The sequence below is a fragment of the Alcanivorax sp. HI0083 genome, from assembly GCF_001635175.1.
In genome coordinates, this window is the sequence record NZ_LWFX01000969.1 from 1 (window position 1) to 11,423 (window position 11,423).

The 11,423-nt window shown below is 60.0% G+C and carries 12 protein-coding genes; 5 read left to right on the forward strand and 7 right to left on the reverse strand.

Annotation, left to right across the window (positions count from 1 at the left end; all coding sequences use genetic code 11):
* Positions 1–255 precede the first annotated feature (255 nt).
* The 3 genes from A3754_RS11295 to chrA form a co-directional block, all read right to left on the reverse strand.
* Complete coding sequence (locus A3754_RS11295) at positions 256–1,950, reverse strand: acyl-CoA dehydrogenase family protein (RefSeq protein WP_063519764.1); 1,695 nt, start codon at positions 1,948–1,950, stop codon at positions 256–258.
* Between the two features lie 101 nt (positions 1,951–2,051).
* The gene (locus A3754_RS11300) at positions 2,052–2,702 is read right to left on the reverse strand and encodes a TetR/AcrR family transcriptional regulator (protein ID WP_082872339.1); all 651 of its coding nucleotides are present in this window, start codon (positions 2,700–2,702) and stop codon (positions 2,052–2,054) included.
* Between the two features lie 95 nt (positions 2,703–2,797).
* Complete coding sequence (gene chrA, locus A3754_RS11305; RefSeq protein ID WP_063519765.1) at positions 2,798–3,934, reverse strand: chromate efflux transporter; 1,137 nt, start codon at positions 3,932–3,934, stop codon at positions 2,798–2,800.
* A 112-nt stretch (positions 3,935–4,046) separates the two neighbouring features.
* Between chrA and recQ the strand changes: the two genes are divergently transcribed.
* On the forward strand, positions 4,047–6,188 hold the full coding sequence (gene recQ / locus A3754_RS11310) for a DNA helicase RecQ (RefSeq protein WP_063519766.1): 2,142 nt from the start codon (positions 4,047–4,049) through the stop codon (positions 6,186–6,188).
* A gap of 58 nt (positions 6,189–6,246) precedes the next feature.
* Here the strand turns inward: recQ and A3754_RS11315 are convergent, their stop codons facing one another.
* Complete coding sequence (locus A3754_RS11315; protein WP_063519767.1) at positions 6,247–6,681, reverse strand: MgtC/SapB family protein; 435 nt, start codon at positions 6,679–6,681, stop codon at positions 6,247–6,249.
* Between the two features lie 172 nt (positions 6,682–6,853).
* Here A3754_RS11315 and A3754_RS28730 point away from each other — a divergent pair, with 172 nt between their 5' ends.
* A complete protein-coding gene (locus tag A3754_RS28730; protein ID WP_255363131.1) occupies positions 6,854–6,988 on the forward strand; it encodes a hypothetical protein in 135 nt (44 codons plus the stop codon).
* 90 nt (positions 6,989–7,078) lie between these two features.
* Positions 7,079–8,452: a DEAD/DEAH box helicase gene (locus A3754_RS11320; protein WP_063519768.1), complete on the forward strand. Its 1,374-nt coding sequence runs from the start codon at positions 7,079–7,081 to the stop codon at positions 8,450–8,452.
* 79 nt (positions 8,453–8,531) lie between these two features.
* On the opposite strand, the gene A3754_RS11325 is transcribed toward A3754_RS11320, so the two are convergent.
* On the reverse strand, positions 8,532–9,206 hold the full coding sequence (locus tag A3754_RS11325) for a hypothetical protein (protein WP_063519769.1): 675 nt from the start codon (positions 9,204–9,206) through the stop codon (positions 8,532–8,534).
* A 128-nt stretch (positions 9,207–9,334) separates the two neighbouring features.
* Positions 9,335–9,736, reverse strand: coding sequence for an activator protein (locus A3754_RS11330; protein WP_231880593.1), 402 nt, complete (start codon positions 9,734–9,736; stop codon positions 9,335–9,337).
* Between A3754_RS11330 and A3754_RS27675 the strand changes: the two genes are divergently transcribed.
* A complete protein-coding gene (locus A3754_RS27675; RefSeq protein WP_197468632.1) occupies positions 9,735–10,022 on the forward strand; it encodes a hypothetical protein in 288 nt (95 codons plus the stop codon). The two genes, A3754_RS11330 and A3754_RS27675, sit on opposite strands and share 2 nt — an antisense overlap.
* Before the next feature lie 3 nt (positions 10,023–10,025).
* Here A3754_RS27675 and A3754_RS11335 read toward each other — a convergent pair whose 3' ends face one another.
* Positions 10,026–10,931 carry an aspartyl/asparaginyl beta-hydroxylase domain-containing protein gene (locus A3754_RS11335; RefSeq protein ID WP_063519771.1) on the reverse strand — a complete coding sequence of 302 codons (906 nt, stop codon included), beginning with the start codon at positions 10,929–10,931 and terminating at the stop codon, positions 10,026–10,028.
* A gap of 259 nt (positions 10,932–11,190) precedes the next feature.
* Between A3754_RS11335 and A3754_RS26635 the strand changes: the two genes are divergently transcribed.
* Positions 11,191–11,423 (forward strand): hypothetical protein (locus A3754_RS26635; protein ID WP_156496955.1); only part of this gene is annotated, 233 nt, incomplete at its 3' end.

Consider the following 11,423-nt stretch of genomic DNA (forward strand, 5'->3'; position numbering starts at 1 on the left):
TCCACCCACGTGGAGCAGATGGGAGACCACCGCGCGCCGGTCGGCGAATTCGCCCCCTATACCCCCTCCGCCCAGGCCTTCCGCGCCATGTGGTTCGAGATTGCAGGAAAGCTGAAGCTTTAATTAATAACGTCGCGAGACGGGTTTTCGTTTTTTGAAACGCATGAGGCCGCGCCCAATGTTTGGGCGCGGCCTCATTGCTTGGCATTAAGACAGTCGTTGCTCGCCCAGCTATTAATTATTCATTATTAACTATTAATTGCCCTCCCACGGGTTCGCCCGCTTCAGCACCTCATCCAGATCCAGCCCTCTGGGCAAGGTGCCATAATTCCGATCCCCATGCTCTCCCAGTCGCGAGGCGATGAAGGCGTCAGCTACGGCGGTATTGCCGGCGGCCACCAGCTGGCTGGCCTGCATGGTCAGTGATACCCGATCCACGATATCCCGGGCCCGGTATTCCGCCTCATCCATATCGCTGAATTCGCGCTTGAGCGCGTCCACGGCCTTGTCCAGACGGGCATCACTCCCCTGGGTCTTCGCCAGTTCCGCAAACCAGGTATCCAGCACTGCCGGCGTTTTACCAAGGGCGCGCAGCATATCCAGCGCCTGCACATTACCGGAGCCTTCCCAGATCGCATTGATTGGCGCTTCGCGATACAGGCGCGCCATGATGAAGTCCTCCGTCACGCCGTTGCCACCCAGGCACTCCATAGCCTCGTAGGCATGGAACGGGGTGCGTTTGCAGATCCAGTATTTGCCGGCGGGCAAGCCCAGACGCAGCAGCAGGCTTTCATGGCTGTTGGACGGGTCCAGCGTGGACTGATCCAGCGCTTCGCCCATGCGCATGGCGATGGCCAGGGAACCTTCCACTTCCAGCTGCAAATCCGCCAGCACGTTACGCATCAAGGGTTGGTCCAGCAGAGTCTTGCCGAAAGCCGCACGCCCGGCGGCATGGTTCACGGCCTGGGCCACCGCCTGACGTTGCCCCGATGCCGACCCGATCATGCAATCGAAACGGGTCATCGCCACCATTTCGATAATCGCCGGCACCCCACGGCCTTCTTCGCCGACTAACCAACCCAATGCACCACGCAACTCGATTTCCGAGGAGGCGTTGGACACGTTGCCCATCTTGTTTTTCAGGCGCTGTACCTGGATCGGGTTCTTGCTGCCATCCGGGCGCCAGCGCGGCACCAGAAAACAGCTCAACCCGCTTTGCGTCTGCGCCAGCACCAGAAAGGCATCGCACATGGGAGCGGAGGTAAACCACTTGTGCCCCACCAGCTCATAGGCTTCACCCGGCCCTTCATTGCCAATGGCAGTAGCAACGGTGGTGTTGGCACGCACATCGGAACCGCCCTGCTTTTCGGTCATGCCCATGCCAATGGTCAGCGCCTGCTTCTCGGTATGGGGCACATTGCGCGGGTCATAGGCGTTATTGAGAATCTTGGGCAACCACGCCTTCGCCAATGACGGCGTCAGGCTAATGGAGGGCACCGAGGCAAACGTCATGGTCAGCGGGCAACCGTGGCCGGCATCGACCTGCGCCTGTAAATAGCTCTGCGCTGCCCGGGCCACATGGGCCCCGGGCTTGGGGTCCGCCCAGGGAGAAGAGTGCATGCCAGACTCCAGCCCCAGGGCCATCAACCGGTGGTAAGACTCGTGGTATTTCACCAGGTCCACCCGGTACCCCTGGCGATCGTGGGAAAAAAACTGTGGCTTGTGTTCGTTGGCCAGAAAGCCCCACTCGATCACTTCGGCACTGCCAGTGCGAGCACCGTGGGCAGACAGGGCATCCTCCGCCCAGCCCGCGCCATGGCGGGCCACCGCCTCGCGCAGGGCCGTATCGTTGTCGTAAGCGTTGTAATCTTCCAGCGCCCGGGCCTGGTTGAAGACCTCATGGGTCTGGGCCAGCGGGTCCGCTTTCAGGGTGTCGTGCTTGGCATTCATGTGAGCTCTCCCGGTTTATTAACGCAGCGTGTTTCACGCTTCATGCAACAAGCTCCACGGCCACTCCCCACGCAGGGAAAGCGCGCTGCCGTTGCTGCTTTTTACGCAGTCTGTTGCTGCTGAATAGCTTGCGCCTGCGCCGGTGGAGCACCCACCGCGCGCAAACAAAATTGGGTCAGGGATTCCGCCAGGCTGGCCTTGGGTAACGGTTCGGACAACGGACCCACCAGCGCCTCAGCAATGGCGCCCACCAGTGCTGCCGCACTCACAGCCGTGTCCTGCATGGGCAATGCTCCCTGGCTGACGCCATCGCTCAACAACTGCTGGTACAGCTCGGCATAACGCTGGCGGTAGATCAGACGCTCCGCGTCCACCGCCGGGTCCACCGGCTCGGCGATCAGGGACCAGGCCAGCGTAGACGCGGCTTGCGCCCGGCGTACAAACACCTGCAGCACGTATTCCAGCCGCTGAGCAAAATCGCCGTCTTGCTCCATGGCCTGGGCCACCGCCGCCACTTCCCGCTCGGTGGCCAGGCGAAATACCTCCGCCGCCAGCACCGCCTTGTTGTCGAAATAGCGATACAGGGTGCCCACGCCAACGCCAGCCTGGCGGGCCAGCGTCTGCATGGTCAGCCCGGCAAAACCGCTGTCACGCACCAACTGCTCTGCATTACGCAGCAGATGGGCACGCTGGGCCGCCTTGCGGGCTTTCACATTGTCGGTTTCCCGGTACGCCATAAACGGAATCCACATTCATTTCTTTAAAGAAGTGAATCATGATTCCGACTTTCGAGCAAGCCCCACCTGTCGCGCGGCTCTCTGCGGCAGGAACGCCGCTGGCGGCGCGCCTACACCAAACCTGCCAACACTCCTAGCGCCGCCATGCCCAGCACCATTCCCCACAAGGGCACCGTCTTGCTGCGCAGCACCACGAATCCCGCCACCACGATCAACAGATCCCACCCATCATGCACCGCAGAGATGAACACCGGTTGATACAGCGCCGCCAGCAGCAGCCCCACTACCGCCGCATTGATGCCCGCCACCGCACCGGCCAGTGCCGGGCGGGAGGACAACCATTGCCACCCTTCCATCATTCCCAACACCAGTAAAAAACCGGGCAGAAAAATCGCCAGTGTGGCCAGCAAGGCGCCCCACCAGGGGCTGGCTGGTAGCAAAACGGCCCCCAGATACGCTGCCAGCGAGAACATGGGCCCGGGCACCGCCTGGGCAGCCGCATAACCGGTCAGGAACGAGTCCGGGCTCATCTGTGGCCCCACCAGCTCCTGCAATAATGGCAGCACCACATGGCCGCCACCGAATACCAGCGCACCAGCGGTGAAGAAATCATTCCAGAGCCCCAGCAACTGCCCGGCGGGCAACAGCGCCAATAACGCCAAAAGCGCAAAAATCACCAACGGCAACCAACGCCAGACCGGCTTGCCCTGCAACGGCTGAGCATTTGCAGGGCGCAACCAGTACCAGCCCACCGCTGCCGCCAGCAGCAAGGCCGCCACCTGCCCCCAGAGCGCGGGCCAGAGCAGCAGCAACAGAGCCACGCCCAGTGCCAGCCCCCGCGTCAGCGGGGCCGTACAAAAGCGCGTCCCCATATTCCACACGGCATCGGCCACCACCACCACCGCCAGCCACTTCAGGCCTGTGACCACACCACCCTGCAGCCATTCCGGCAGTGCTGCCGCATAGATAGCCAGCAGTGCCATCAACAAAAAGGACGGCAAGGTAAAACCAATAAAGGCCACAAACGCCCCCGCCACCCCGCCGCGCACCCGGCCTATGGCGAAGCCCAACTGGCTGGACGCCGGCCCCGGCAGAAACTGGGTGAGTGCCAGCAAGCGGGCAAAGTCCGCCTCGCTCAACCATTGCAGTTGCACCACAAATCGCTGGTGAAAATACCCCACATGGGCCGCCGGCCCGCCAAAGCTGATCAGCCCCAGCAGCAAAAACTGACGAAATATTTCTGTCATTACCTACACACTTAACCGTCCACAGTGCCCAAAACGCTACCACACCGTCATGACACTCGAATGCATGTCGTCCGGATGTCATCGCTCCGGTCCCACGGGTATACTCCCGGCCATGCAATCCAATGCCCACTCCGTTCTTGAACATGTCTTCGGCTACCACCAGTTTCGCGGTGAACAGCAGACCATTATCAATACCCTGATACAGGGCGACGACGCCCTGGTGCTGATGCCCACCGGCGGCGGTAAATCCCTGTGCTATCAGATCCCCGCCCTGGTCCGGCCAGGCACCGGTGTGGTGATCAGCCCGCTGATTGCCCTGATGCAGGATCAGGTGGATGCGCTCAAGGCACTGGGCGTGAAAGCCGGCTTCCTCAACTCCACCCTGTCACTGGAACAAGTACGCGAGCTGGAAAACGCCTTGCTGCAAGGCGAGTTGGACATGCTCTACATCGCCCCGGAGCGGCTGATACAGCCGCGTACCCTGGCGCTGTTGAAACAGGCTGAGGTCGCCCTGTTCGCTATCGACGAAGCCCACTGTGTGTCCCAGTGGGGGCACGATTTCCGCAACGACTATCTGCAGCTGTCCCTGCTGCACCGGGAATTCCCGCAAGTGCCCCGCATTGCGTTAACCGCCACCGCGGACCAACGCACCCGCACGGAAATTGCCGAGCGACTGGACCTGACCCAGGCGCGGCATTTTGTCTCCAGCTTCGACCGCCCCAACATCCAGTACCGTATCGAGCGCAAGGACGGCGCCCGCAATCAGTTACTGCGCCTGTTGCGTGCCGAGCACGCCGGTGAAGCGGGGATCGTCTACTGCCTGTCGCGCAACAAGGTGGACCGGGTGGCCGAATGGCTATGCCAGCAGGGCATTAATGCTCTGCCCTACCACGCCGGGCTTTCTGGCCCGCTGCGGGAAAAACACCAGCAGCGCTTTCTGCGCGAGGACGGCATTGTCATGGTCGCCACCATTGCCTTCGGCATGGGCATCGACAAACCTGACGTGCGGTTTGTGGCGCATCTGGATCTGCCCAAGAGCATTGAGTCCTACTATCAGGAAACCGGCCGTGCCGGCCGTGATGGCAACCCGGCTACAGCCTGGATGGCCTATGGGCTGGAAGACGCCATCAAGCTCAAACAGATGCTCGCCCAAAGCAGTGGCAACGAGCAGCACAAGCGCAACGAAAACCAGCGCCTGGAAAGCATGCTGGGGCTGTGCGAAATCACCCATTGCCGCCGCCAGGCATTGCTGCACTACTTTGCCGAAACTCTGGAAAAGCCCTGCGGTAACTGCGACACCTGCCTGCACCCACCGGAAACCTTCGACGCCACCGAAGCCGCCCAAAAAGCCCTGAGCTGTGTCTACCGGACCGGACAGCGCTTCGGCGTCAATCACCTGATCGACGTGCTTACCGGCAATCGCTCCGACAAGGTCGCCAGCGCCGGGCACGATCATGTGTCCACCTGGAACATCGGTAACGAATTCAACGCCAACCAGTGGAAAAGCATCTACCGTCAACTGGTGGCCCGCGGCCTGCTCACCGTGGACATGAACGGTTACGGCGCGCTGCAACTGACCGACGCCTGCCGCCCCTACCTGCGCGGGGAACAACCCCTGCACCTGCGCAAGGAAATCGCCAAAGCGAAAAAAGCCGGCACCCGCAAAAGCCAGTCCAACGTGGCGGAAGCGGATCGCGCGCTGTGGGAAGCCCTGCGCGCCTGTCGCAAACGGCTATCCGAAGAAGAAGGGGTGCCGCCCTATGTGGTCTTCCACGATGCCACCCTGATGGATATGCTCGCCATTCGTCCGCGCAACCGCATGGAATTTTCCGCCGTGAGCGGTGTCGGGGATCGCAAACTGGAACGTTACGGCGACCACTTTCTTGCCGTTCTCAATGAGGCGGCGAATGGCAACAGCGCCAGCGAGGCAGAAGACGCCGGCCCGGACAGCAACGAAATTCTCACCCTGGCCCTGGCCAACATGGACCCGCCTGCCATCGCCCGGCAACAGAACCTGAACGAGCAGACCGTCTACCGGGAGCTGAGCCAGCTGGTGGTCAACGGCAAGCTGTCACTGGAACAGGCCCTGGGCCTCAGCGACGTGGAAATCGGTATCATCCAGGACGCCCTGCTCAGCCAGGCCAACCTGGCGGAAGACACCTTCAGCTACCGCCAGATCAAGGAACAACTGGCTGACGACTGGCCCACCGGCGTCCTTCACTGTGTCCGCCAGGCCATTCTGGCTCAGTGCTGATCCGGACAGGCCACAGTGCGCCGCTGCCAGCGAACTGGGGCAACGCGCTAAAGGCGTTTCAGCTTTCCTCTTCACCGCTGCGTTTGAATGAGCGAGAAAACTGCAGAATCAAAAAGTTGATCAGCGACAGCACCAAGGCAATTTCATAACGACTGTAAGCCACCGAAATACCGATCGCCCCGGTATTCCACAGACTCGCCGCTGTGGCGGTACCGCTCACGTTAGCCCCATCCTTGAGAATCGCCCCACCGCCGATAAAGCCCATGCCGGTAATAATCCCGTACATGACCCGCGCTTCCGCGTCGGACCCGGTGTACACCTGCATTCCCACCAACATATAGCCACAAGCCGCAATGGAAACCAGCGGAAAGGTACGCAAGCCGGCGCCTCGCGCCTTCTGTTCCCGGTTCCAGGCCACCGGCAACGCCAGCACAAAGGCCGCGCCAAGCTGAATCAGGTGGGTCCCCACCTGCGCCCAGTCCAGTTCCTGCATATTGCTCTCCTTGCTTGAGTGGGTACGGGGCTTTGCCCACACCCGCTGACAGTAATCCAGCCCGGCTACCATTGAGACGCATATGTAAGCAAAAGCTTACATCGTCACAACAGAAGCCCGCCGCCCGATCACGCTACCGTTAGTACACAGAATAAACAGAGGGGAAGGAAAAATGGAACAGAATGAAGCCCTGGATCTGAACTGGCTCCCCGAGCAGGTTGATGGCATCTTCGAGGACAGCCATGCCGCCGACGCCGGCCAATGGGAATCCATAGAAAGCCACGATATCAGCCACCAGGCAGCCTGAACCGGCCGTCGGCTTTACCAAGCATTACTCGTGTTCACGCCCCGGATCAGTTAGGCTTGCCGCCCTTTTCCAGCTGATCCTCCCAACTTCATGCATTTTTCAGATCTCGGGCTGTGTGATGCCCTGCAAGCGGCCGTGGCTGAGCGTGGCTACGACACCCCTTCCCCTATTCAGGCCCAGGCCATTCCCGCCGTATTGTCCGGCCGTGATGTGATGGCCGCCGCCCAGACCGGTACCGGCAAAACCGCCGGCTTTACCCTGCCGCTTCTGGAACGCCTGCGCACCGGCACGCCTGCCCGCAACAATCAGGTCCGCGCCCTGGTGCTCACGCCAACCCGCGAGCTGGCCGCCCAGGTGGCGGAAAGCGTCTCCACCTACGGCAAGAACCTGCCGTTGACGTCCAGCGTGGTATTCGGTGGTGTGAAGATCAACCCGCAAATGCAGCGCCTGCGTGGCGGTTGCGATGTGCTGGTGGCCACACCGGGACGCCTGCTGGACCTGTATCAGCAGAACGCAGTGAAGTTCGATCACCTGGAAGTGCTGATCCTGGATGAAGCCGACCGCATGCTGGACATGGGCTTTATCCACGACATCCGCAAGATCCTCTCGAAACTGCCGCCCAAACGTCAGAACCTGATGTTCTCTGCCACCTTCTCGCCGGAAATTCGTGCCCTGGCCAAAGGGCTGGTCAACGACCCGGTGGAAGTGGATATCAGCCCGCGCAACACCACCACCGAACTGGTCACCCAATGGATCGCCCCGGTGGACAAGAGGCGCAAACCCGCCCTGCTCACGCATCTGATTCAGGAGCACGGCTGGTTCCAGGTGCTGGTATTCAGCCGCACCAAGCACGGCGCCAACAAGCTGGCCAAGCAACTGGAAGCCAGCGGCATTGAAGCCGCCGCCATCCACGGCAATAAAAGCCAGAACGCCCGCACTCGCGCCCTGGCCGACTTCAAAAGCGGCAAGGTGCGCGCGCTGGTCGCCACTGACATCGCCGCCCGCGGCCTGGATATCGAACAGCTACCCCAGGTGGTCAACGTGGACTTGCCCAATGTCCCCGAGGATTACGTGCACCGTATCGGCCGCACCGGCCGGGCCGGCGCCACGGGCCAGGCCATTTCCCTGGTCAGTGCCGACGAGTTCCAGCAGCTCAAGGACATTGAGCGCCTGACCCAGCAACAGCTGGAGCGCAAAATCGTGGCGGGCTTTGAGCCCGGCGAACCGCTTCCCGCTGGCCGCGCTCCCTTACCTCCCAAAAACAAACGCCCCAAGAAGCCGAAAAAACCTTCCTCCGGTGGCCACCGGGGCGGGCAGTCGTCCGGTAACGGCCAACGCGCGCATCAAGGCAGCAAGGCCAACGGCAATGGCGGCAATGCAGGTGCAGGAAAACCTGCCGGGAACGGGCAACGTCGGCGCCGGCCGCAACGCAACAACCGTCCGGCAAATGGCAATAAAGCCTGAATCGCATAACGCCCGGTGCCTGACGCCGGATAAAAAAACGGGGCCAGCTGGCCCCGTTTTTTTATGCTGACGCCAACCCTTAACGCTGGCGTAGCAGCCCCTGGTAGTGGGCCATATAACCTTGCAGCTCGGCATCACTCAGATCTTTGAGCACCTTGTTGTTCACCGCATGCACCGCCTTGCGGCTGCCATCCACCCCCACATTCAAGGCCTTCTGGGTCACAAACCCCACCTTCACTTCCTTGGTGTTGGCAACAAAGACTTCATCGATAATCTTGTCTGCCACATCGCCCATGGCGCGGGTCACCAGCGCCACATCCTCGGTGCCTTTGCCCGCCGCACACAGCTCGGTGGCCTTGCGGAATCTCTCGGCAAAGGCGTCATCCACCGGGAACGAAATATGAGCCTGGTTACCGTTGTCGTCACCGGCCTGCCAGTACATGTCTTTCACGTTCGCCAGTACCGGTGCAAATTCCTTGCTGGTGATTTTCTTGAAGATCTGGCGAGTCAGCATGCTGGACGCCTTGCCCGCAGTAGAAACGGCAAAATCGATGACTTTTTTCTGGCCTCCGGACAGTTCGGTCATGTTCGCCGGCTCCACCAGGAACAGACTAAGAACACGGTCGGTCAGATGATCTGCCATCTGGATGAACTTCTCCGCGCTGTCCTTGCGATCATTCTCAACAGCGTGAATGAAATCTTCCGTGCTGTTCACCAGCGCCGGGTTTGCGGGAATCGCCACCACATTTTGCATTGTTATATCCTTGCCTGTTCTGTGTGCCGTGGCCGCCCACCAGGCAGCCCATCAAGCTGGCCATAATAGCGGGGGGACGGGCGCAGGGGAAACGCCGATCAGGCCGGAATAACAAAGCTGATACGTCTTCAGGGCAAACTCGCACTTTGTGTAACCGCACCGGTCTGCATCGGATGGCGGATATCCACCTGTGGCGTAGTCAGCATGGTGCCGTTCATGGCGCAATCCGGCCCCAAACTAACCTGCTCAAAGCTGGCCGAAGCCTCGGGATTACGCCATACCAGCGACACAGGCCCCGGGCCGCAAATCCCCCCAAGCAAGGGCACACGGATTTTAACCTGCATATCATGCACCGTGAGCTTGCGGGGGCTATCCACCTGCCCTTGCCAGGGCAGGCCCAGCGCCTTGATGCTTTTACACAAAGGGTTGAGCCCCCCGAAAGTCACCGCAGTAACACGAAGCCCACCGGCGGCATCCACGCGGCCATCAAAGGTGGTTTCACAGGAAACCGGTATACGGCCTTTTTTCATGGCCAATTCACCGCTGGCGGAAAAGGGCCCAGCCGGCGCCACGGCCACGTCGGCCGATGCGGTAAAGGAAAGCGACAACAACACGATGGGCAAGAGCACGGCGCTCCTGCGGGCAATGACAGTCCTTATCATTGTTATTATTCCTGTTTCGATTCTTATTTTGTCTGCAGCTTTACTTATTATCTCCCCACACCAATATTGTCACGGCAATTCAGCGGCTGCCAATCACAGCACGGCAGATCTTCGCCGCGCTGCTACCGTTAATCGTTCTTTGAAAAATGAATAGCATTCACAGCAATGAGTAACCGATGCTGCCCAGCACTGCCAGAACCACCGCCCACTTGGCTGTTACATAGAACCGCTTATTCTTCCTCTTCACCGATTTAAGGAACGCTTTATACGCGAGAACGCCCTTGCCCAGCTTGTTACCAATGCCAGTGTGACTACTGTCCACGTTGTCAATCATGAACAAGCGATTAAAAAACCAGCCGAAGAACCAGTACGCCTTCTGCACCCATTTACTCTTCAGGGGGCGATCCACGTCAGTCATCAGGATGATGCGCGGAGTGTCCGTGCGATTCCACGCAGAATGAATATAGGTTTCATCGAAGATAATGCTGTCGCCATCGCGCCAGATGTAATCCTCCTCATTCACCGTCAACCCGCAGTTTTCATCATTGGGGGTACTCAGACCAATGGAGTAGCGCAGCGTGTAGGCAAACGGATCGTGATGGCGATTCAGTTTTTTGCCCGGCATCAACACCGCGAACAGGGCGATATTCAGGGTGGGAATCTGCTCCAGCAGCGCCATGGTTTTCGGCGCCAGGTCATAGGCCGAGGGCAGCTTGTTGTCATACACTTTCAGATAAAAACTGGTCCAGCGATTATCCTTGTAAAAACTACTGGCCGGCAGATCCTCTTTCGCCGTAATCAGCCCCCCGTGATACAGCGCCACCGCCCCATCGCGAATGGTTTCCCAATTATCCTCAATCAGCTGTAGCTCTGGCAGATGTGACAGGCTCAGGCGCGGCGTGGTTGGCACCTTGGACAGCAGATAGGCCGGAATATTGAACGGCACCATAAAGGTGGAAAAGTCCGACAGCTGGCGCTTCAGGCCAAACGGTTCCCGGTTACGCACCCGAATAAAAACAATGCAGCCTGCATAAGTCAGCAGACAGGCCAGAATTACGGTCATCTGTTTTCCCTTGGTTCATTGATCCCAGGTTCGAGGCAACCCGCGCTGCCCGAAAAATCGACGGCCGGGATTTTAAAGCAAAATCCCCCGTAAAACCGGGATAATACCTGCCAATTGCCGCCATTGCTCTGTCTGACAGGCCCGTCGGTCTGTTCTCTGCGGCCTTGTCAGCGCCACCATCATTGGCCGACACCCCGGTTAGCGGTACATTCTAGCCTTGCCTTGGCACAACAGCCCCCAGCCTTGAGGAATCCACCCTGTGACGCACCGAATTCTCCCCCTGATCGCCTGCCTGCTGCTCCTGGCACCGTGGAGCCACGCGGACGATAGCTCGCTGACCATCAAGGATGTCATTGATACAGGGGAGAAAGCCGAAGCGGTGATTGCTGACTCCCTGCAAGATGACAGCATTCGACCCGGCGATACCCCCCCTATCGACCATGCTGGCCATCATGAACGCAGCCCAGGACGGAAACTGGGACGCCGCCGGGG